Raw genomic sequence first — 21,703 nt, 5'->3', positions numbered from 1 at the left:
CCTTGGAGCCCAGGGTAAGGAACGGAAAACCAGGTTTGTGGTCAAGAGTGCGTCATTCCCCGCAGGGGAGTGGGGCTATGTGTTATCATTTAATGTTCATTTTTTAAGCCAAATTCAGAGAAAGCATGTCCCGTCCTATTCGTAACATTGCCATCATCGCCCACGTTGACCACGGTAAGACCACCCTCGTGGATCAACTTCTTCGCCAATCCGGCACTTTCCGTGAAAATCAACAGGTGGCCGAGCGGGTGATGGACTCCAATGACCTGGAAAGGGAACGGGGCATCACCATTCTGTCTAAAAATACGGCCGTCCAGTACGGCGACGTGCACATCAACATCGTGGACACCCCGGGGCACGCCGACTTCGGCGGCGAAGTGGAACGGGTGCTGGGCATGGTGGACGGCGTAGTGCTGTTGGTGGATGCGGTGGAAGGGCCCATGCCCCAAACCCGTTTCGTGACCAAAAAAGCCTTGGCCCTGGGCCTCAAGCCCATCGTGGTGGTCAATAAGGTGGACCGGGATGGCGCCACGCCTGACCAGGCCGTGGATTTGACTTTCGACCTGTTCGATAAGTTGGGCGCCACTGACGAACAGCTGGACTTCCCCATTGTTTACGCTTCCGGCCTGAACGGCTGGGCCGCCATGTCCCTGGACGCCCCCCGGGAAGACATGAAGCCTCTGTTTGAAACCATTCTTTCCCATGTGGCGCCTCCTGATGCGGACGTGGAAGGCCCCCTGCAATTGCAGGTTTCCGCCCTGGATTACTCCAGCTACGTGGGTCGTATTGGCGTGGGCCGCATCAAGCGTGGCCGGGTCAAGACCGGCCAACAAGTGCTGGTGATGTTCGGTACAGAAGAAGAAATGGCCGAACACGGTCGCAGCCCCCTGAAGGCCAAGATCGGCCAGGTGTTTGGCTATCAAGGCCTGGACCGGGTACCCCTGGAAGAGGGGCTGGCCGGGGACATCGTCCAGGTTACCGGTATTGAAGACCTGGTGCTGGGCGCTACGGTGACGGATCCGGAACAACCGGAAGCCCTGCCCCTGCTGAAGGTGGATGAACCCACCCTGTCCATGCAATTCATGGTGAATACTTCCCCCCTGGCCGGGACGGAAGGCAAGTTCGTCACCAGCCGCCAGATTCGGGAACGGCTGCAAAAAGAACTGCTCACCAATATGGCTTTGAAGGTTTCCGATACCAAAGACGCGGAAGTGTTCGACGTTTGCGGTCGGGGCGAATTGCACCTGTCCATCCTGCTGGAAAACATGCGGCGGGAAGGCTATGAACTGGCCGTGGGTCGTCCCCGGGTGGTGAAAAAGGTGATCGACGGGGTGGAATGCGAACCCTACGAACTGCTCACGGTGGACGTGGAAGAAGCCAGCCAGGGCGCCGTTATGGAAACCCTGGGCCTGCGCCGCGGCGACCTGCAAGACATGGTGCCGGATGGCCGGGGTCGGACCCGCCTGGAATACCGCATTCCGGCCCGGGGCCTGATCGGCTTCCAGGGCGAATTCATGAACCTGACCCGGGGCACGGGGCTAATGAGCCACGTGTTCGACGAATACGCCCCCATCAAGGACGGCCAGGTGGCCGAACGGCGTAACGGGGTACTAATTTCCCAGGAAGACGGGGAAGCGGTGGCCTACGCCCTGTGGAAGCTTCAGGATCGGGGCCGGATGTTCGTTAAGCCCGGGGACAAGCTGTACGAAGGCATGATCATCGGCATCCACACCCGGGAAAACGACCTGGTGGTGAATCCTATCAAGGGCAAGCAGCTCACCAACATCCGGGCCTCGGGCACGGACGAAGCGGTGCGTTTGAACTCCCCCATCGAGCTGTCCCTGGAAGCGGCCATCGAATTCATTGCGGATGACGAACTGGTGGAACTGACCCCCCAAACCATTCGTCTGCGCAAGCGCTACCTGACGGAAATCGACCGTCGGCGGGCTGCCCGCTTCGACTAATGACCTGCCGCCCCTGTCTGGACTTCTGCCGGCGTCACCGCCAGGGCCTGGTCCGGGCGGGGTGGTTGCTGCTCCTGGCCCTGTTTTTCTTCTGGGTGGGCCGAGTCGTCAGCCCCATCAGTGCCCCTGGCTTTTGCCTGGTTTATCCTTGAGGGGCGCCATGCTGGCTTACAAAAAACCGCCGTTTCCGGCGGTTTTTTTATGGGCCTTGCCCGGCTTGGGGACCGAGTGATTCCCCTATCCCCCGGTCATGGACATGAAACGCAGAACCTGGGGCTGGTCCATCTGGCTGGCGAAGTCATGGCCCTGAGGTTTTTGGGCCACGGCTTCCAGAATGGCCTGACGTACCGGCTCATCCTCATCCGGGTGAGCGCGGAGGAGGGGAAGCAGAGCCACCCCGCCGTTTTGCCCCAGACAAGGGTAGAGGTCTCCCCGGGCGGTGACCCGCAAGCGGTTACAGCTATCGCAGAAATTGTGGCTGTGGGGGGCGATGAAGCCGATTCGGCTGGAATAGCCAGGCACCCGCCAGTAACGGGCCGGGCCGCCGCTGCTTTCCAGGGAAGGAATCAGGGGGAATTCCCTCTTAAGCTGGGTTAGGGCTTCCTCCGCGCTGTAAAAGGTGGTGTTCCTGCCGTGGCCCAGGTCCCCCAGGGGCATTTCCTCAATAAAAGCGATATCCAACCCCTGGCCCAGGGCGTACCGGGTCAGGCTTACCAATTCTCCGTCGTTGATGCCCCGCTGCATTACCGTGTTGAGCTTGATGGGGCCAAGGCCGGCCGCCTGGGCCGCCTGGATCCCCTCCAGCACCAGGGCTAGCCGGTCCGTGCGGGTAATCCGCTGAAAAGTGGCGGGGTTCAGGCTGTCCAGGCTGACATTAAGGCGTTTTACCCCTGCTTTAGCCAAATCCCTCCCGTAGCGGGTAAGCAGGGAACCGTTGGTGGTCATGACCAGTTCCTGAAGCCCGGGCAGGGCCCCGAGTTGCTCCACCAGCCAGAGGAAGTTATGGCGCACCATGGGCTCTCCGCCGGTTAATCGCAGTTTTTCCACCCCCAGGGACACGAAAATGCGGGCTAGGCGCAGGTTTTCTTCCAGGGTGAGAATGCTGGCCCGGGGCAGAAATTCCATGTCCTCTGCCATGCAATAAGTGCAACGGAAGTTGCACCGGTCCGTGAGAGAAAGGCGCAGATAGGTGATTTTTCGCCCAAAAGGGTCTGCAACGGGGAGGGGGGGGGCGAAAGAGGGCATGGAAGGGGATGGGGGGGTGGTATAAATTGGACCAGGGAGAAAGAAGGAAAGTTTGCCCGGGGTTGGGAAATTGAAAGAAAAAGAAAGAAAGCCGAAAAACCTCAGCAATTTAGGAGGTTCCTTCACTCGGGGTGATTGGCTGATGCCGGGCTGCCTTTTCTTTTCCGTTTGCTTGCTGGAATTGTAGCGTTCTAGCGACATCTCACCATGGGGCGGGATGAATAAGGCCCATCCGGCTTTTTCCATAATGGTGCTTGGCTTATGATGTGAAGAAATCCCTCCGTTTGGCGCCCCCATGTTCGGTTTTACGAAAACTTCCCCCAGATTGAAGCGTTTGGAATCCATTTCCCTGTTCCGGGGCCTGACCCGGCGGGAATTGAACATCATCGAAATGATGCTCCACGAGCGCTATTACCTGGCGGGGGAAGTGATTTTCGATGCGGGGGAAGAAGGCCAGGGCATTTATATTGTGCTCCAGGGCCGGGTTGGGATTTTCAATCCGGATACCAGCCCCCATGCCCTGGGAGAACATGAGGCCGGTAGCTTTTTCGGCGAACTGGCCCTGCTGGACGACGATATCCACCGCACTTCCCAGGCCCGGGCCATGGAAGATTCCAGTCTGGTGGTCATGTTCCGGGGCGAATTTCTCCAGTTGCTGGAGACCCACGCGGTGATCGCCTCTAAGATTTCCCTCCAGCTGGCCCGCCATCTGGGCCACCGCCTGCGTAATGCGGCCCTGGCCCAAGGGCGCCGGGAGGTGCTGTGAGCCATTACTCCCGGCACACCATCGCCGCCGGACCCCTGGTGTGGCTGGCTATTCTGGCCACCACTAGTCTGTTGCTGGTGGTTTTCCAGCAGGTGCTGTGGCTGGTGGTGCCGTTTCTACTGGCCCTGGTGATCTATTACACCCTGTTGCCCTGGCAGGGGCGCCTGGTCCTGGCTGGCGTTTCCGTGGAACGGGCGGCCGCCATTGTGGCCGGGGTGGCCTTCAGCGCCATGGGGGGCGCCCTGGCCCTGGCTGCCCCCTGGATCGCCAATCACGCGGTGAGCTGGCAGGACTGGGTGGCCCATTACCTGGAAGGGGGCATACGTTTCATTGTCCATGCCCTGGGGCGCTTGGAACGCAGCACGGATCTGCTGGCCCACGCCCACTGGTCGGAAGAGGTGCGCAAAGGCATTAGGAATTTCTCCTCCACCTTTGTGAATCGCTATCTGGCCACGGCCCTGGTGAATTTGGCGGCTTGGCTACCCTCCCTGCTGCTGGCGCCGTTCATGGCCTTTTTCTTTTTGCGGGATGGACGGCGTCTGAAGAAATTCATCGTTAAATCCGTCCCCAATGCCTTTTTTGAACGCACCCTGTCCCTACTGGACGAGCTGGACCGGACGGCTCGGCTTTATTTCCAAGGCCTGCTGAAACTGACGGCCCTGGATGCGTCCGCCCTGGGCATTGGCCTCTGGCTATTGGGCATGTCCACTCCCCTGTTGCTGGGGGTGGTGACGGCGGTGCTGGCCTGGGTGCCCTATGTGGGTTCCATCATCGGCTGTGCCCTGGTGGTCCTGGTGGCCGCCACGGATTTCCCCGGCAATCCGGGCATGGCTTACGGCACCATTGCCCTATTTCTTTTTGTGCGCATGTTGGATGACTTCTTTTTCATGCCCCTCACCATTGGCCGTAGTCTCCACCTTCACCCCTTGCTCACGGTTCTGATGATCTTCGTGGGGGGCGCGGTGGCTGGAGTGGCCGGTTTAATGCTAGTGCTGCCCCTGCTGGGGGTGGTGATGGTGTTGGGGGAAACCCTGGGGCAGATCCTCAACGATCCCCGCCTTCGGGCCCGCCATGCCTATGCCCGCAAACTGCGCCATGCGGCGGTAACGGCGGATTTGAAGTAGTTTCCTTTTGCCTGCCAGGAAAGCGGCCTGCCCCCCGGGTCGGGGCAGGTTCCTTTCTCCTTAGAAAGCCTTATTGATCACCAGCCAGCCGGTAAATTGGCTGGGCTTGGTGACCAGGGTGGGTTGGGCGCCTATCCGGGAAGCGACATAAACGCTCACCCGCCACAGGTCCGGCCCGTTCCAGTTGGCCCCCAGGCCTGCCCCGGATAGGGTGGCGCTATTACTGCTGGCGGTCCAGGGGTGGCGATTCACGTTGACGTGGGCGCTATCCAGGAAGGCGACGCCTTGCAGATTGCCGCCCCCCATATTGCCCAGGTCCCGATGGTATTCCAGGGTGCCCAGGTAGCCGCTGTCTCCTGAAACGGCGCCAATATCGTAGGCGCGCACATTGTAAGGACCGCCGACGGACATTTTTTCCCCAGAATCCAGGTTTTCATTGGCCCATTGAAAGGACAGATTCAGGTAGAGGGAGTCCTTGGCGGTGAGCCCCTGGAGCCGGGAGAAATTGCCGTTAACTTTGGCGAAGCCTCCGGAGGATTTGGCGGTTTGAGCGTCCGCCGATTTGGCTTCCCGATTGTCAAAGCTAACCTGGCCGGAGGTCCATCCCAGGCTCCAGACATTGACACCTCCTCCCAGCAGCCCGTCCCGATGGTCCCCGTTCAGACTCAGCACCCAGTTAGCCAGCTTCCGATCCGTCTTGGTCTGGCTGGTATCCACGTGGTCCCGCAGTTGCTTGGCATCGAATTCAACCTGGCCGTAGAGGTTGAATTGTTTGCCCCGAATCAGGGGGTGTTTAACCCATAGGCTGGTGATATCCGCCGTGCCGTGGGCGTCCAGGGCGCTGGCCGTGCCGCTGAGCTTGTAATACAGGGTGGAATAGCTTCCCCCCAGGCGAGTGCCTTGGCCATTCAGGGTGATGTCGTAGCCCAGGCGGCCGTAATTCATGCCTTCCCCGGTGGTGATGGCGGAAGCGGTCAGGGTGTCCCCGTGGCGCAGGGGATTGAGTAGGTAACCCGTGCCAGTCAAGCGGGTTCGGCCGATGTAGCGGTTACCGTAGTTGTCCAGATTCAGATTGGCGTAGCTGGTGGTTCTCGGGAGGGCTTCCACCTCCAGGTCCGAGCTGCCCACGTTCCGTCCGGGTTTCAGGGTGGCGCCTACCTGGAGTTCCGGTAGGTCGGATAGGAGCAACAGGGCTCGGTCCAGGGTTTGACTCTGAATGGCCTCCCCATTGCCCAGGGGCGCCAGGGTGGCATTGACGAGGGAGTTATCCACCCGGCTGGAGTTTTGCAGGTGGACCTCCCCGTATTTGACCTCAAGCACCTTGATGGTCACCACCCCCTGGCTAATGGACTGGGGCGGAATGTAGGCCCGGGAAAGGGGGTAGCCCTGCTGGCGGTAGTACTCCGTAATCCGGGCCGCGATCTCTTGCAGACTCGCCAGATTCAACTTCTTGCCTTCCCCGTCAGCCACCAGGGAATGCAGGATTTGGCTGGAAAACAGGGTATTGCCGGAAAACTCGATTTTCTCCACAGAGAACAGGGTGGTGTCCTGGGAGGGAGCGACCTGGTGGCTCGGATAATTTAACTCCGGAGCTCGGGCAGGGGGGGCGGCTGGGGCGGGCGGTTTGATTTCCTGAAGAATGGAGCCGGCCCCGGGCAGGGGAGCCGCATCTGCCCCATAGGCCGTATTGAAGGCGCCCCATAGGGCGACGACCCAGAGGGGGCGAGAGAAAGCCGGGGATTTGCTGGACATGGATTATTCCGTGATAAGAGGCGCGTTATCCGGGAGGCGTACCCCCCCATTGAGGATTTGCAGGGTGGGGCCGCCCTGGCCAAAGCCGGCGACCGCCGTGGCAATGCCGGAAGCTCCTCGGGTGGGCGGTGTGCTGGAACCCTGGCCGCTTTCCCCGCTACTTTGCTGGATGGTCAGGGTGGAAGACAGACTGAGGGCTTGGGGTTGGGTGGCTGCCTGGGGAGGCAGGATGGCTGACTGAACCTGGGTGACGGTGTTTTGAATCACCGGGGGAAGGGGGGCGGGAGGCGTGGTGGCCTGGGCCGGGAAAATATCCGCGTAGGCCACGGTTTGGCCCGTAATGTGGTAATTCCCCACATCACTCCCCCCATAGGTGCTCTGCAAATTGACGGATTTGCCGTTGCCGGGGCCCGGGTCAGCGAAGCTACCGGTGGCGGCAACGGTGACGTCATCCCCAGCAATTTTCCCGGAAAGCTGGGACTGGGCCGTGCTCACGGTGGCGGAGGTGTTCCCATCAAAGCTCTTATTGCTGGCGGTAATACCGGAAACCATCAAGTTGGCCGGGGTAATCGAGGCGGTAAGGCCGGTAGGCTGGGCCAGGGTGTAGTTGCCCGCATCCGTGCCGGAAAGGGTGTAGCCGGAGACCGTCACCACCTTATTGGTGCCTACGTTTTTGTTGGCGAAGGCGCCGACGCCGGTGCCGCCGAAGGAAACGCTGTCCCCACCGATAAGCCCCGTATAGGTGACTCCGGTGGTGTTCAGGGTGGCGGCGACGGAACCGTCATAAACCTTATCGCTGGCGGTAATGCCACTGAGGGTCAGGGGCTTGGCGGCGACGGAGTAGGTGCTGCCGGTAGCGCCCAAGGTATTGTAATTGCTGGCCAGACCGCCATTTCCACTGGCGCCCAAGGTTAGGCCAGTGACGCTGCTTAAGGTGGAGCCGGTTTGGACGTTTTTGCTGGCTAGGTTGGAGCTATCCCCCGAGCCGGAGACCGTGAAGGTTTCCCCGTTGACCCCGGCTGCGGTGAGCGTACTTCCTCCCACGGCGGTGGTACCGTCATAGGTCTTGCTACCACTCAAGGTCAGATTGGCTTTGGTGATATCAGCGGTGAGACCAGCGGGCTGGACCAGGTTATAGTTGCCCGCATCCGCGCCGGAAATAGTGTAGCCCGAGACGGTTACCGCCTTGCCCGTGCCCGCATTCTTGTCCGCAAAGGTGCCTGCCCCGGTTCCGTTAAGGGTAACCGTATCGCTGCCCAGGGCGGAAACGGCGGCACTCCCCGCTAGGGTGGCAGCAGCTGTACCGTCATAGACCTTGTTGCTGGCCGTGACGCCGGAGACGGCTAGATTGGCCTTGGTGATATTGGCGGTAAGACTAGCGGGGGCGACTAGGTTGTAGTTTCCCGCGTCCGCGCCAGAAAGGGTATAGCCGGAGACGGTCACCGCCTTGCCCGTACCCACATTCTTGTCCGCAAAATTTCCTACCCCGGTACCGGAAAGGGTAACCGTGTCGCTGCCCAGGGCGGAAACGGTGGCGGTGCCGGACAAGGTGGCGGCAGTGGTGGCGTCGTAGATCTTGCTGCTGGCGGACAATCCGGAGAGGGCCATATCTGCCTTGGTGATATTGGCGGTGAGGCCAGCGGATTGAACCAGGTTGTAGTTGCCCGCATCCGCGCCGGAAATGGTGTAGCCAGAGACGGTCACCGTCTTACCCGTACCCACATTCTTGTCCGCAAAGGCGCCAGCCCCGGTGCCGGAAAGGGTAACGGCGTCGCTGCCCAGGGCGGAAATGGCGGCTGTCCCCGTCAAGGTGGCGGCGGTGGTGGTGTCATAGACCTTGCTGCTGGCCGATAAGCCAGAAACCGTTAGATCGGCTTTGGTGATATTAGCGGTGAGGCCGGTGGGTTGGACCAGGTTGTAGTTACCCGCATCCGCGCCGGAAATGGTGTAGCCAGAGATGGTTACCGCCTTGCCCGTACCCACATTCTTGTCGGCGAAGGTGCCGGTCCCGGTGCCGGAAAGGGTAACCGCGTCGCTACCCAGGGCGGAGACGGCGGCGGTTCCCGTCAAGGTGGCCGTAACAGTGGCATCGTAGGTTTTATTGCTGGCCGATACCCCAGAAACCCCTAGATTGGCCTTGGTGATATTGGCGGTAAGGCCCGTGGGTTGGACTAGGTTGTAGTTACCCGCATCTGCGCCGGAAATGGTGTAGCCAGAGACGGTCACCGCCTTACCCGTACCCACATTCTTGTCGGCGAAGGTGCCCGCCCCGGTTCCGGCAAGAGTAACCGTATCGCTGCCCAGGGCGGAAATGGCGGCGGTTCCCGTCAAGGTGGCGGCGGTGGTGGTGTCATAGGTTTTATCAATGGCCGATACGCCTGAGACATCCAGATTAGCCTTGGTGATATTGGCGGTAAGGCCGGTGGGTTGGGCCAGAGTGTAGTTACCTGCATCCGAACCAGAAAGGGAGTAGCCGGAGACGGTCACCGTCTTGCCCGTACCCACATTCTTATCGGCGAAGGCGCCCACCCCCACGCCCGTGAAGGAGAGGTCGTCTGCACCGACCCGGCCTGCCAGGGTGGCGCTGGCCGTGTTCAGAGAGGCGCTGACGGAAGTATCGTAAACCTTGTTGCTAGCGGTAATGCCGCTCAAGGAAACGGCTTTTGCGGAAACCGAGTAGACGCTGCCGGTGGTGCCCAGGAGATTGTAATTGCTGGCCAATCCGCCATTACTGCTGGTGCCTAGCGCCAGGCCGGTGATGCTGGAGAGGGTGGTGCCGGTTTGGACGTTTTTGCTGCTTAGGTTGGAACTATCCCCCGAACCAGAGACCGTGAAGGTCTCCCCATTGACCCCGGTAGCGATCAGAGTCCCTCCTCCTACGGCGGTGGTACCGTCATAGGTCTTGCTACCGCTCAAGGTTAAATTGGCCTTGGAGATATTGGCGATAAGGCCCGTGGGTTGGACCAGATTGTAATTGGCCGCATCCGTACCGGAGAGGTGTGTAACCGGAGACGGTCACCCCTATTCCGGTCCCCACGTTCTTATCAGCAAAGGTGCCAACCCCGGTGCCCGAGAGGGAAACCACATCACTTCCTAAGGCGGAAATGGCGCCGGACCCCGTCAAAGTGGCGGTGGTGGTGCCGTCATAATTCTTGTTGCTGGCTGACACTCCAGAGACGGATAGATTTGCCTTGGTGATGGAGGCGGTGAGGCTTTCCAGCCCGTTGATGTAGTAGTTGTTGCCGCCAGAACTGCTGATTCCTCCGACGAAACTGACCCCGCTTACCGATACGGATTTATTTGTGCCTGCATTTTTGTCGACGAAAGTTGCTGTGGCTCCCGCGCTGCTTAGGCTGATACCGCTAGGAACACTGCCTGGCAGGTTTAATGTATTGATAGTTGCGGCATTAGTGCCATCGTAAATCTTGTCGTTAATGGTTGCGGTGACATTAAGTGCGATATAGGAGAAAACTCTGGCAGGATCACCGAGGCCGGAATATAGGTATTGAGAGTAATCGTTGGTGGTACCAAGACTGCTATTATCATTGTGGTAGAAGCTTATACTGTTGTTTGTCCCTAAGGAAAAATTTTGTTGGTCAATTTTTACCGTGCCACTTCCGGTACCACTATTATCCGCGCGGATAATAGCATTTGCATTGCTGTTGTTTTCATACAGTTCTATACCACCAAGATTGCTTGTATTTCCCCCGCCTGCATTGCTGTAGTAGTTGTCGGTGGTTTTGAATATAACATTGCGATATGCGCTCAGGGTTAGTGTGGTATTTCCCGTCCAATAAACGGTGCTGTGCACTCCTTGAGCATCATATATAGCCCCGATCAGGTCCAATACAATGATATCGCCATTCCCGGATGTTCCTGGGCATGAAATGCCGCCGGTACAATTTGGGAAATTATGAGTCGTTTGAATGGTTACGCTGGTGGTGTTTAAGGCATTTGTTAACGCTACAGTATCAACCGTTATATTGTAGCTACCCCCCCAATCATAAAGGCTGCCAATTATCACGTCCTCTGGGTCTAACAGCCAGTTACCGCTCTTACCATTTTTTGCCAGAGTGTTAACGCTGGCCGTTTTGCCAACATTCAATTGATGCCCGGAGGTTTCCACCTGTCCGCCGTTTCCCCCTCCATCCCCACCTCGGGCGGTAATACTGCCGTTGAAGGTGGTTTGACCATCGGACCAAATGGCGACATTTCCCCCGTTCCCTTGGGTCAAGGCATCGGCGCGAATAAGAGCCCCACTGGCTACGTTGGTGGTAGTGGCATTTTGTTCCGGGCCTTCACCATGGAAATTGCCGCCCACCAGCACCGTGCCGCCCCCTTTGTCGCCGGAGGCGTCAATGGTGCTACTGCTGGCTAGGGATACGGTTTCCCCCAGTACTTTTACTACCCCCCCCGTTTGTCCTGTCGTTTTTCCTGAAGCATCCAGAGTGCCGGAATTTTCCACCACCCCTTTATTCCCCCCATCCAACAAGATGGTGCCGTTTTTTTCTGAAACGGAATTGGCTTCGATTAAACCGGAATTATTAACAACGCTGGCCAATACGGCATTTTTTGCGCTGGCCGATAAAATAACCAAACCGCCGTCCGCGTAAATCGCTCCTTTGTTTTCCACGAGAGCATTAAGGATGTTCTGGTTGATTTGCATGCCAACCAGGGCATTATCGGCAAAGGTCAAGGTGACATCATTGCCGGCCAGCAATTGGGTACTACCATAGGGTGTATTAATACTCCCCTGGTTGCTGACGGTTTTACCAATTAAGGCAACATAGCCACCGTTTAGGGTATTAATGGTGCCTTGATTGATAATGCTACCGTTGCCGCTGCCGGAAAGATTCCGGGATAGGGAGTTTAAGGCGCTATCTTTTACGTCCAGAGTGGAAGCCACCAACCCACCCACATTTATCTGAGCGCCCTGTCCAAATAAAACCCCATTAGGGTTAATTAACCATACTTGGCCATTAGCGTTGAGGTGGCCAAGAAATTGGGTGGGATTGGGATCGCTGATACGATTTACTGCAATAGCATTGGCCGAGGGCTGGACGAAATTTACCGTTTCCTGGCTAGTGGTATTGAAAGAAGTCCAGCCAATGGAGAGCCGAGAAGAGTCCTGGCGGATGGTAGTGGTATTCCCTGACTGGCTGATATTGCCGCTACCCGCTGTAATTTGCCCACCGACCGGGGCCGCCAGGAGGGGAGGGGAGAGCAGGATGAGGATGAAGGCCAGTGCCCCCTTACCCCCCTGCTTTTTTCGACCCTTGGTGATTTCCGAAACGGCGATCCACCCTTGGTGTAATTTGCTCCAGACAAGTCGGTAAATGCGGTTCAATGCGGCATGTTTCATGATGATCTCCCGCGAAACGTAGCGGTCTTTAGGGTTGGGTAACAGGGAGCTGAGAAAATTTGGCAAGATGCTCGGTTACCTGGCGGTCTAGGGCCGGCTTCCATTGGGGGGGCATGACCGCCAACGTTAGTTTTTCGATACGGCTGATCTGGGCCAAAGTCTCCGGGTTGCTAGTGATAGCCTTAGCCGCTTGGTTCCAGAGGTAAACCTTGGCCAATACTTCGGGGGGTAGGGCACCGCTTTGGGAATCCACCGGGGCATTGGCGTAGAGAACGGCAAGGGGCAGGTAGGCCGAGCTGTATCCCTGGCGCGCAGCCTGCTCCAGCCAGAAAGCGGCGGCGGTTCTATCCGCCGGGCCGCCTAAACCTTCACTTAGCATGAGCGCCAATTCGAACTGAGCTTCCAAGTCATGGCGTTCCGCCGCTTGCTGATACCAATATCGGGCCGCGACGGGATTGGTGGGAATTCCTCGGCCATGACGGTAATAGTCGGCCAGGTGTTTCATGGCCGGGACGGACTCACCTTGGGCTGCCCGGGTGCAAAGTTCCAAACCGTAGTTGATGTTCTTTTCCACCCCTTGGCCGGAAATATAGAGATCTCCTGCATTGCAAAGGGCGATGAGGATGCCGGAGTCCGCCGCTTTGCCGTACCAGTAAAGGGCGGTCTTGCTATCAGCCGGGCGACCTATCCCCGCCCTATAGCAATTCCCCAGAAACTGCTGGGCCGCTGGGATGCCACCCTGGGCGGCTTTTTCGTACCAGGTGCAGGCTGTCTCCTGGTTGACCGGGCGCCCCCACCCCCGTTCTTCCATAAGCCCCAATTCAAACTGAGCCAGAGGATTGGTCGTGGAACGGCGAAGATATCCCTGGTAAGCCTTGGCGTAGTCCCGGTTGGCAAGGGCCTGGTTGGCTTCCCCCAGTTCCCCTTCTAAGGCGCTAGCGGCTTGGGCTAGGTTGGCTCCCAGCAGTGTGGCCCAGAGGGCGTAAATCAACAAATTGGGCAATTGCAGGTCTCCCTCTCGCTTTAAGGGGGGGCGGAACCGATGCTCCGCCCCCGTAGGCTTAATTCCTTGAAGGATAGAGACCAGCAGTTGCAATGTAGTAAGTCATGGCCAAATAAGGCGGTAGGATGGGGATGGCCGCGCCATTGCCTATACCGCTGGTAGTAGCCGCGCTCGTGGAAGCTGTGCCGCCCAAAACCGTGGTTGCATTACCGGAGATGGTAACGGGGGCAGTGGTCCCAGCCGGGATGGTGAGGGAAAGATTGCCGGAGATACTGGCGGAATTGAGGGAGACGTCAGGGGTGTTGGTGGTATAAAAATTCGCGGAGGCAGCGGAGGGTTTTCCTAGGTAATTGTTACTGGGGGTCCCCTGGCCGCCTCCTGTGGATGAAGCCTTGATTACCAGGCCACTGGCCGGGCCGCTGATCGTTACCCCAGCTAGGTTGGCGGTGGCGGCCAACCCGCTCAAGGTAGTAGTGGCGGTGATTTTGCTTAGATCAATGGGTAAGGGGGGAATCACCAGATAGTGGGGGGGGAGTTGGGCGGTGCTCAGGGTAATGCTGGCGGCCCCGCCGGTCTTACCAGCGGGATAGGTGCCGCTAGTATCTGCCCCAAGAACGACCCTGCCTCGCAGATCGGGTAGGTTGAAAGTGGTTTGGCCGTTCCCTCCGTAGGTGGTACCAATGAGAGAAAAAAGTGCGGTGTATTGGGAAACCGAAAGCTGCTGGCCCGCTGCCACCACAAAGCCCTGATTAAAGCTTCCATACGTGGCAGGGGTTGCCATGATGCAGACGCTCCCTAGTACCGGGGTATCACCGGAGCAGGCCAAAGCGGACGGGCTCCACATTGCCGCCGCTAAACCGGACATTAATGCAACGGCAGAGAGGGTTTTCTTGCTTGCATATTTCATATCGGTCACCTTGCAGACGATTTGTCTCGGTAATCACTGCCCTGTCGCAACGGAAGGACAGTCCGTTTTTCCAAATAAATCCAATTAACATGATTCCATTTGGATGTTGCTATTCTATTAGCATTAGCTATTTTGTCTATTTATTTAGGTTCCGTTTTGCAACTGATTTCCTGAGGAAAATCAAAAGGGATGGACGTTTTTCTTGAATTTTGTTTTTGAATGAATTGCTTAGGCGTTTGTGAACAAAAAAAAGGGGCGCCGAAGCGCCCCTTGGGGGATAGCGGGTACTGCTGGCTTAGAGCACGGCGGCGATGGCGTTGACCACGGCGTCGATGTTCTTGCTGTTCAGGGCAGCCAGGCAGATCCGGCCGGACCCCACCGCATAGATGCCGAAGTCGGTCTTCAGCTTTTCCACTTGTTCCTTGGAGAGGCCGGTGAAGGAGAACATCCCCCGTTGCTTCACCACAAAGGAGAAGTCCTGGGCCACGCCCTTGGCGTTGAGCTTTTCCACCAGGCTCAGGCGCATGGCCCGGATGCGGTCCCGCATACCGGACAATTCATCCACCCACTGTTGGTAAAGCTCGGGGGTATTCAGTACCGCCGCCACCAGGGCTCCCCCATGGGTCGGGGGGTTGGAGTAGTTGGTGCGGATCACCTTCTTCACTTGGGAGCGCACCCGACCCGCTTCTTCGCTGCTGGCGGTCACTACGGACAGGGCGCCCACCCGTTCTCCGTAGAGGGAGAAGTTCTTGGAGAAGGAGCTGGAGACGAAGAACTGCATGCCGGATTCAGCAAACAGGCGGGCGGCAATGCCGTCTTCTTCCAGGCCGTCGGCGAACCCTTGGTAAGCCATGTCCAGGAAGGGAATCAAGCCCTTGTCCTTGCACAGGGTGACCACTTCCTTCCATTGTTCCGCGCTCAGATCGGCGCCGGTGGGGTTGTGGCAGCAGGCGTGCAGAATGATGATGGACTTGGCTTCCAGAGCGGACAGGCTCGCTTTCATGGCGGCGAAATCCACACCCCGGGTGGCCGGGTCATAGTAGCCGTAGGTTTCCACGGTGAAACCGGCGGCTTCGAATAGGGCCCGGTGGTTTTCCCAGGAAGGATTGCTGATGTAAGCCTTGGCGTTGGGGAAGGTCCGCTTGAGGAAATCGGCGCCGATCTTCAGGGCACCGGTGCCGCCCAGGGCTTCAACGGTCACCACCCGGCCTTCCGTGACCAGGGGGGATTGGGCGCCGAACACCAGGGCTTGCACCCCCTTGTTGTAAGCGGCCAGACCGTCGATGGGCTGGTAGCCACGGGGAGGTTGGGCTTCCAGGCGGGCTTTCTCTGCCGCCTTGACAGCCGCGAGTAACGGAATCTTGCCGTTATCGTCGTAATACACGCCGACACCAAGGTTCACCTTGGTGGGGCGGGTATCGGCGTTGAACGCTTCGTTCAGGCCAAGGATGGGATCCCGCGGAGCTTGCTCCACGGCAGCGAAAATCGAGGTCATTAGGCACTCCTGGTTTGCCAGTCACGGGGCGCGGCGTCATGCGTCGAGCCTCGAATTGCGGAATAATAAAAGCCAAATTGCAACGCGCCCCGTGGAAGTCGAAAAAGCTCCTCAAAATCACGGGCGCAACTGATAATTCTACCATGACCCAAACACCCAACAGCAGCAATCCGCCCGAACCTTCCGAAACACCGGTGGTGACTTTCCCCAATAGTCCCTTTCGGCTGCACCAGCCTTTCCCTCCCGCCGGGGATCAGCCGGAGGCCATACGCCAGCTGGTGGAGGGCATTGGGGATGGCCTGTCCTTCCAGACCCTGCTGGGGGTGACGGGCTCAGGGAAGACCTACACCATGGCCAATGTAATCGCCCACATTGGGCGCCCGGCCCTGGTGCTGGCCCCGAACAAGACCTTGGCAGCCCAGCTGTATTCGGAATTCCGGGAGTTTTTCCCGGAAAATGCGGTGGAGTATTTCGTTTCCTACTACGACTACTACCAGCCGGAAGCCTATGTGCCTGCCCGGGATTTGTTCATTGAAAAGGATTCGGCCATCAATGACCACATTGAGCAAATGCGCCTATCCGCCACCAAAAGCCTGCTGGAGCGCCAGGATGCGGTGATTGTGGCCACCGTGTCTTGCATCTACGGCATTGGGGACAAACAGGATTATCAAAACATGATCCTCCACATCCGGACCGGAGACCGGATGGACCAGCGGGACATCATTAAGCGCCTGGCGGAAATGCAGTATGAGCGGAATGAACTGGATTTCCACCGGGGCACGTTCCGGGTGCGGGGAGACGTGATTGATGTATTCCCGGCGGAACACGGGGAATACGCCATACGGATTTGCCTCTTCGATGACGAAATCGAAACTCTCCAGCTCTTCGATCCTCTCACCGGGCACCTGATGCAGAAGCTGCCCCGTTTTACCGTGTATCCCTCCAGCCATTACGTGACGCCCCGGGAAACCGTGCTGCGGGCCATGGAGGGAATCAAGGCGGAACTGCGGGATCGGGTTGCCTTTTTCCATAAGGAAGGGCGCCTGGTGGAGGCCCAGCGCATCGAGCAGCGGACCCGTTTTGACCTGGAAATGCTCAATGAACTGGGATTTTGCAAGGGGATCGAAAATTACTCCCGCCACCTTTCCGGCCGTAAAGCCGGGGACCCGCCTCCCACCCTGCTGGACTACCTGCCAGCGGGTTCCCTGATGTTTATTGATGAATCCCACGTTTCCATTTCCCAGGTGGGGGGCATGTACAAGGGGGACCGGTCCCGTAAGGAAAACCTGGTGGAATATGGCTTCCGCCTGCCTTCCGCCCTGGATAACCGGCCCTTGAAATTTGCCGAATTCGAACAGCTCATGCCCCAGACCGTTTTCGTTTCCGCCACCCCAGCGGATTACGAGAAGCAACATCAGGGGCAGGTGGTAGAGCAGGTGGTACGCCCCACTGGCCTGGTGGATCCGGAAATCCAGGTGCGCCCCGCATCCACTCAGGTGGACGACCTACTGTCCGAAATTCACAAACGCATTGGTGTCGGGGAGCGGGTTTTGGTTACCACCCTGACCAAGCGTATGGCAGAGGATCTGACCGATTATTTGCGGGAAAACGGCATCCGTATCCGTTACCTCCATTCCGATATTGACACGGTGGAGCGGGTGGAAATTATCCGGGACCTGCGCCTGGGGGAATTCGACGTTCTAGTGGGCATCAATCTGTTACGGGAAGGGCTGGATATTCCGGAAGTCTCCCTGGTGGCCATTCTGGATGCGGACAAGGAGGGGTTCCTCCGTTCCGAACGTTCCCTGATTCAGACCATTGGCCGGGCGGCCCGGCACATTCACGGCACCGCCATTCTTTACGCGGATCGGATGACCGACTCCATGCAGCGAGCCATCGGGGAAACGGAGCGGCGCCGGGCCAAGCAGTTGGCCTTTAACGAGGCCCACGGTATCGTTCCCAAGGGGGTGGCCAAGCGAATCAAGGATATTATTGATGGAGTCTATGACGCGGATTCCGCTACCCGGGAACTGAAAGCAGCCCAAACCCAGGCCAATTACGAATCCTTGAGCGAAAAAGAAGTCGCTAAAGAAATCAAACGGTTGGAAAAGCAAATGCAAGAATTTTCTAAGAACCTGGAGTTTGAAAAAGCTGCGGCTTCCAGAGACCAGCTTTTCAAGCTCAAACAGGCCCTGTTCGGTGCCGTTGTGCCGGACAGTGAATAGGCACCAAGGCTGCACGGGGAGATTTTTTGCAGGTAACAACCAGGGCACCGGACTCACTTAGCGGTGGCCCCTGGAGGAGGCAGGCATGATAAAAATATTGTTCGTTTGCATGGGGAACATTTGTCGCTCCCCTACGGCCGAGGGCGTTTTTCGCCGTCTGGTGGAAAAAGCCGGGCTCACCGACCGTATTCTGGTGGATTCTGCTGGAACCCATGGCTACCACGTGGGCGAAGCGCCGGATTCCCGCACCCAGCGGGCGGCTCAGGCCCGGGGGCTGGACATTTCCACCTTACGGGCGCGCAAGGTGGTGGAAGAAGATCTGCGCAGCTTCGATTTGGTGTTGGCCATGGATAAAGCCAACCTGGAATTCCTGCGGGGCTTGTGCCCCCAGGAACGCAGCCATCGCTTGCGCCTGATGATGTCCTATTCCCGCCACTTCCACGAAGAAGAGGTGCCCGATCCCTATTATGGGCTGGGCCAGGGCTTCGATCTGGTGCTGGATATGCTGGAGGATGCCGCCCAGGGGCTGCTGGACAGTTTGCGTCGTGAGTTGGGGCTGACCCCGGGGGCCAAGGCGGTTGGGAATCGGGCCTCTCCGGCATTGTAGGAGCTGAGGGCAAACTCCGGGGGAGCATTCTTCCCTTTAGGGATAATAAAAAAGCCCGGTTTCCCGGGCTTTTTTATTGGGTGGAAGCGGTTTAGGCTTTAGGCCCAGTTTCCACCTGAACCAAGGGCTCGTTACTTACCGCCACGGGAGCGGGGCGGCGCCGACGGGGCTTGGGCGCTTCTTCCACCGGAGCCGGGACGGCAGCCAGAACTTTGGTCGGGCTGGTTTCCACCAGCACCAGGCCGCTACTGGCCAAAGCCTGATCCAAATCCACCGTCACCGGAGCAACCAGGGGGGCAGGGGCCGGAACTGCTTGTACCGGAGCCGGTTCGGGTTCGGCCTCAGTGACAGGGGTATGGGCGACGGGCGCAGGCACTTCTTCCTTAGCCTCTTCCACAACCGGAGCCGCTTCCTCTTGGGGGACGACCGGGGTCAGCGCGGGCTCCACCGGAGCCGGGACGGGAGCCGGAGCCACGGGGTCCTGAGCCTGGGCGACCTCGACAACCACCGGAGCCACTGCTTCTTGTTCAGAGACTTCCGGTGCCTGGGCGACCATCGGGACTGCTTCCGGAACAGAAACCAGCGGAGCAATCACGGCAGCTTCCTGATGGGCTTGAGGGGCGACCACCTCCGTGGGAGTGGGCTCGCTTACCCCCTCGTTCCGGGGGCTTTCTACACCGGCATCCGCCGTACCTTCCTGAGGCCGGCGTTCGTTGCGGTCCCGCCGGTTATTACGCCGCCCCCGACGTCCCCGACCATTCCCTTCCTGATTGGCGTTCGGGTCTTGGGCGTCGTTGTTGTCCTGGGGCGTCATCAAGGCGGCGGTCTTATTCATTTCCTCCGCCACCGGGGCCGTTTCTCCCCGATTGCTTTGACGGCTGCGACGTTCGCTCCGCTCCCCGTTGCCTTCGGTATTCCGTTCGCCGCGCTGGCGTCGGTTTTCCCGAGGTTCCCGCTGGGTTTCCTTGGGGCTATCCCCTTCGCTGGCAGCCCCGCTCCGTTCGTTGCGGGAGCCGTTGCCGTTACGGGATTCTTCGCCCCCGTTCCGGTTGTTGCGACCCCGACCCCGACCCCGACCTTCCCGGTTTTGATTGTCCCGGGGAGTGCTGCGGCTGCGGGTACGGGGAGTAGCGGCCGGTTCGGCTGCCGGTTCGGTCTTTTTGTTACCCCGGAACCAGGAGAAGATTTTGCCGATAATGCCGCCATCTTCCGTGGTGACCGCAGTCTTGGGCTCTTGGGCCATGGGGGCAGGCTGGGTGGGCGCAATGTGCTTCACGGCAGCTTCCTGCCGGGGCGCCGAAGTGGCGGCGGCCAGGGAAGGCAGCTTGTCTTCGTCTGCCGGCGCCGCAACCCGCTTGTAGGAGGGTTGGGCCGTCTCTTCTAGATTCAAATCCTCATGGCGCAGGCGCTCGATGGAGTGGGCCGGGGTTTCCAGGTGGATGTTGGGGATGAGCAGGACCGTGACCTTGTGGCGAAGCTCGATGGACTGAATTTCGTTGCGTTTTTCGTTGAGCAGGAAGGTGCCCACATCCACTGGCACTTGGGCATGGATGGTGGCCGTATTGTCCTTCATGGCCTCCTCTTCCAGGATGCGCAGGATGTGCAGGGCAGCAGATTCGGTGGAGCGGATGTGGCCGGTGCCGGTACAGCGGGGGCAGGTGATGTAGCTGGTTTCCGCCAAGGCGGGGCGGAGGCGCTGACGGGACAGTTCCATCAAACCGAAGCGGCTGATTTTGCCCATCTGTACCCGGGCACGGTCATGACGCAGGGCGTCCCGCAACCGGTTTTCTACTTCCCGCTGGTTGCGGGGGCTTTCCATGTCGATAAAGTCGATGACCACCAGACCGCCCAAGTCCCGCAGCCGCAACTGGCGGGCCAGTTCCTCGGCGGCTTCCAGGTTGGTCTTCAGGGCCGTTTCCTCAATGTCCTGACCCCGGGTGGCGCGGCCGGAATTGACGTCACAGGCCACCAGGGCTTCCGTGTGGTCGATGACGATGGCGCCGCCAGAGGGCAGATTGACCTGACGGGAATAGGCGGATTCGATCTGGTGCTCAATCTGGAAGCGGGAGAAGAGGGGAACATCATCCTCGTAACGCTTGACCCGATTGATGTTGTTGGGCATGACCGTGCCCATGAAGGCTTTGGCTTGCTCGAAAATTTCGTCCGTATCGATGAGCAGTTCGCCGATGTCCGGCTGGAAGTAATCCCGGATGGCCCGGATCACCAGACTGCTTTCCAGATAGATGAGGAAGGGGCCGGTCTGCTGGGCAGCAGCGCCTTCTATGGCGCTCCACAGTTGCAACAGGTAGTTCAAGTCCCATTGCAGTTCTTCCGCGCTACGGCCGATAGCGGCGGTACGGGCGATCAGGCTCATGCCCTGGGGGGCTTCCAGCTGATCCATGATGTCCCGCAGTTCGGCCCGTTCGTCCCCTTCCACGCGACGGGAAACGCCGCCGCCCCGGGGATTGTTGGGCATCAGCACCAGGTAGCGGCCAGCCAGGGAAATGAAGGTGGTAAGGGCTGCGCCCTTATTGCCACGTTCATCTTTTTCAACCTGAACAATGACTTCCTGGCCTTCCTTCAAGGCTTCCTTGATGGTGGCCTTGCCGGCTTCCACGCCGGGTTGAAAGTAGGAGCGGGAAACTTCCTTGAAAGGGAGAAAACCGTGTCTTTCCTCGCCGTAATTGACAAAAGCGGCCTCGAGACTCGGTTCGATGCGGGTAATGACACCCTTGTAAATATTGCTTTTGCGTTGTTCCTTGGCGGCCGATTCAATGTCTAGGTCAATTAATTTTTGACCGTCCACAATGGCGACACGGAGTTCTTCGGCCTGTGTCGCATTGAACAGCATGCGTTTCATTCGGTGGCTCCCGCGCTCATGCACGGACGGGCTCCCTACGCCGGTAGCGACACAATTAGTTGAAAATACGTGGTTTCATCCGGATTTCGGTATGGCAACTAAAGGTGGGAAAGTAATCGCTGAAAGCCCCGCAGCCCGGCTGAAAAATCAGGCTGCGTGACTCGCTGGGGAGGGAATCCGTACGTGCCAGTTAAGCGCAAAACGAGTAGTATCGCTGCTTTTGGTGAGCGAACTTAACCAGTTGGTTTTCACCGTTGCGACCTTGTGCAGGTTGGCACAAGCGAAAAATCTTTGGCCTGCCGGAATTCCCACCCCGTTTCCTTATCGGAATGTGGCCGGGGTAAGTCTGTTCGGTCTTATAGCAAGAATTGTTCTTTCGCAGGGGGGCTAAAA

The 21,703-nt window shown here is 58.6% G+C and carries 13 protein-coding genes; 5 read left to right on the top strand and 8 right to left on the bottom strand.

The window, feature by feature from the left end:
• The first annotated feature begins 125 nt into the window (after positions 1–125).
• Positions 126–1,964, top strand: coding sequence for a translational GTPase TypA (gene typA, locus Azoinq_RS14530; RefSeq protein WP_216128166.1), 1,839 nt, complete (start codon positions 126–128; stop codon positions 1,962–1,964).
• Positions 1,965–2,201: 237 nt separating this feature from the next.
• Here the strand turns inward: typA and moaA are convergent, their stop codons facing one another.
• On the bottom strand, positions 2,202–3,209 hold the full coding sequence (gene moaA / locus Azoinq_RS14525; protein WP_216128168.1) for a GTP 3',8-cyclase MoaA: 1,008 nt from the start codon (positions 3,207–3,209) through the stop codon (positions 2,202–2,204).
• Positions 3,210–3,534: 325 nt separating this feature from the next.
• Between moaA and Azoinq_RS14520 the strand changes: the two genes are divergently transcribed.
• Both Azoinq_RS14520 and Azoinq_RS14515 read left to right on the top strand, forming a co-directional pair.
• The gene (locus Azoinq_RS14520) at positions 3,535–3,975 is read left to right on the top strand and encodes a cyclic nucleotide-binding domain-containing protein (protein WP_232368507.1); all 441 of its coding nucleotides are present in this window, start codon (positions 3,535–3,537) and stop codon (positions 3,973–3,975) included.
• On the top strand, positions 3,972–5,099 hold the full coding sequence (locus Azoinq_RS14515; RefSeq protein ID WP_216128170.1) for an AI-2E family transporter: 1,128 nt from the start codon (positions 3,972–3,974) through the stop codon (positions 5,097–5,099). The genes Azoinq_RS14520 and Azoinq_RS14515 overlap by 4 nt, the downstream gene beginning before the upstream one ends.
• Positions 5,100–5,159: 60 nt before the next feature.
• Here the strand turns inward: Azoinq_RS14515 and Azoinq_RS14510 are convergent, their stop codons facing one another.
• From Azoinq_RS14510 to Azoinq_RS14485, 6 genes are all read right to left on the bottom strand, one after another.
• Positions 5,160–6,851 carry a ShlB/FhaC/HecB family hemolysin secretion/activation protein gene (locus Azoinq_RS14510; RefSeq protein WP_216128171.1) on the bottom strand — a complete coding sequence of 564 codons (1,692 nt, stop codon included), beginning with the start codon at positions 6,849–6,851 and terminating at the stop codon, positions 5,160–5,162.
• Between the two features lie 3 nt (positions 6,852–6,854).
• Complete coding sequence (locus Azoinq_RS14505; protein WP_216178428.1) at positions 6,855–9,767, bottom strand: beta strand repeat-containing protein; 2,913 nt, start codon at positions 9,765–9,767, stop codon at positions 6,855–6,857.
• Positions 9,757–12,213, bottom strand: a complete 2,457-nt coding sequence (locus Azoinq_RS14500; RefSeq protein ID WP_216178426.1) for a two-partner secretion domain-containing protein — start codon at positions 12,211–12,213, stop codon at positions 9,757–9,759. Before Azoinq_RS14500 ends, Azoinq_RS14505 begins: the two co-directional genes overlap by 11 nt.
• A 28-nt stretch (positions 12,214–12,241) precedes the next feature.
• The gene (locus Azoinq_RS14495) at positions 12,242–13,216 is read right to left on the bottom strand and encodes a tetratricopeptide repeat protein (RefSeq protein WP_216128173.1); all 975 of its coding nucleotides are present in this window, start codon (positions 13,214–13,216) and stop codon (positions 12,242–12,244) included.
• Between the two features lie 58 nt (positions 13,217–13,274).
• On the bottom strand, positions 13,275–14,123 hold the full coding sequence (locus tag Azoinq_RS14490; RefSeq protein WP_216128174.1) for a phage tail protein: 849 nt from the start codon (positions 14,121–14,123) through the stop codon (positions 13,275–13,277).
• Positions 14,124–14,418: 295 nt separating this feature from the next.
• A complete protein-coding gene (locus tag Azoinq_RS14485) occupies positions 14,419–15,618 on the bottom strand; it encodes an amino acid aminotransferase (protein WP_216128175.1) in 1,200 nt (399 codons plus the stop codon).
• Positions 15,619–15,761: 143 nt separating this feature from the next.
• Between Azoinq_RS14485 and uvrB the strand changes: the two genes are divergently transcribed.
• Positions 15,762–17,843 carry an excinuclease ABC subunit UvrB gene (gene uvrB / locus Azoinq_RS14480; RefSeq protein ID WP_216128177.1) on the top strand — a complete coding sequence of 694 codons (2,082 nt, stop codon included), beginning with the start codon at positions 15,762–15,764 and terminating at the stop codon, positions 17,841–17,843.
• 85 nt (positions 17,844–17,928) lie between these two features.
• On the top strand, positions 17,929–18,450 hold the full coding sequence (locus Azoinq_RS14475; RefSeq protein WP_216128179.1) for a low molecular weight protein-tyrosine-phosphatase: 522 nt from the start codon (positions 17,929–17,931) through the stop codon (positions 18,448–18,450).
• Positions 18,451–18,541: 91 nt separating this feature from the next.
• On the opposite strand, the gene Azoinq_RS14470 is transcribed toward Azoinq_RS14475, so the two are convergent.
• Entirely contained in the window at positions 18,542–21,310 is a 2,769-nt protein-coding gene (locus Azoinq_RS14470) for an Rne/Rng family ribonuclease (protein ID WP_216128180.1), read from the bottom strand.
• Between the last annotated feature and the right edge of the window lie 393 nt (positions 21,311–21,703).

It is taken from the genome of Azospira inquinata, assembly GCF_018905915.1.
In the GTDB taxonomy this organism is placed as follows: Bacteria; Pseudomonadota; Gammaproteobacteria; order Burkholderiales; family Rhodocyclaceae; genus Azospira; species Azospira inquinata.
This window is presented reverse-complemented; position numbering and strand designations above follow the sequence as displayed.

Bases quoted from the DNA above. Each gene is read 5' to 3' on its own strand.
- Azoinq_RS14475 (WP_216128179.1), top strand. From the start codon at position 17,929: ATGATAAAAATATTGTTCGTTTGCATGGGGAACATTTGTCGCTCCCCT.
- Azoinq_RS14490 (WP_216128174.1), bottom strand. From the start codon at position 14,123: ATGAAATATGCAAGCAAGAAAACCCTCTCTGCCGTTGCATTAATGTCC.
- Azoinq_RS14510 (WP_216128171.1), bottom strand. From the start codon at position 6,851: ATGTCCAGCAAATCCCCGGCTTTCTCTCGCCCCCTCTGGGTCGTCGCC.
- uvrB (WP_216128177.1), top strand. From the start codon at position 15,762: ATGACCCAAACACCCAACAGCAGCAATCCGCCCGAACCTTCCGAAACA.
- Azoinq_RS14500 (WP_216178426.1), bottom strand. From the start codon at position 12,213: ATGAAACATGCCGCATTGAACCGCATTTACCGACTTGTCTGGAGCAAA.
- Azoinq_RS14470 (WP_216128180.1), bottom strand. From the start codon at position 21,310: ATGAAACGCATGCTGTTCAATGCGACACAGGCCGAAGAACTCCGTGTC.
- typA (WP_216128166.1), top strand. From the start codon at position 126: ATGTCCCGTCCTATTCGTAACATTGCCATCATCGCCCACGTTGACCAC.
- Azoinq_RS14485 (WP_216128175.1), bottom strand. From the start codon at position 15,618: ATGACCTCGATTTTCGCTGCCGTGGAGCAAGCTCCGCGGGATCCCATC.
- moaA (WP_216128168.1), bottom strand. From the start codon at position 3,209: ATGCCCTCTTTCGCCCCCCCCCTCCCCGTTGCAGACCCTTTTGGGCGA.